This window comes from Phaeospirillum tilakii, from assembly GCF_042683125.1.
Lineage (GTDB): Bacteria > Pseudomonadota > Alphaproteobacteria > Rhodospirillales > Magnetospirillaceae > Phaeospirillum > Phaeospirillum tilakii.
Genome location: NZ_JBHUIY010000135.1, coordinates 1 through 507 on the forward strand (window position 1 = coordinate 1; position 507 = coordinate 507).

The 507-nt window shown below is 65.3% G+C and carries 1 protein-coding gene; it reads left to right on the top strand.

The annotated features are described in order from the left end of the window. Positions 1 to 16 precede the first annotated feature (16 nt). A partial coding sequence (locus tag ACFSNB_RS18840) for a glutamate synthase-related protein (protein ID WP_377319362.1) occupies positions 17 to 507 on the top strand: 491 nt, incomplete at its 3' end.

Here is a 507-nt window from a genome sequence, read left to right on the forward strand (position 1 = left end):
GCGCGGCGAGGAGCATATGTGGACGCCGGACGCCATCGCCAAGCTGCAGCACAGCGCGCGCAGCGGCAAGTTCGAGACCTACAAGGACTACGCCCAGATCATCAACGACCAGAGCAAGCGCCACATGACGCTGCGCGGCCTGTTCGAGTTCAAGTTCGACCCGAGCAAGGCCGTGCCGCTGGACGAGGTCGAACCGGCGAGCGAAATCGTGAAGCGCTTCGCCACTGGCGCGATGTCGCTGGGCTCCATCTCCACCGAGGCCCACGCCACGCTGGCCGTCGCGATGAACCGCATCGGTGGCAAGAGCAACACGGGCGAGGGCGGTGAAGACCCGGCCCGCTACCGCAACGAGCTCAAGGGCATCAAGATCGTCGGCGGCAGCAAGGTCGGCGACGTGCTCGGCCACAAGATCATGGAGGCCGACTACGAACTGCAAGACGGCGACAGCCTGCGCTCCAAGATCAAGCAGGTCGCCTCGGGCCGCTTTGGCGTGACGACCGAATACCT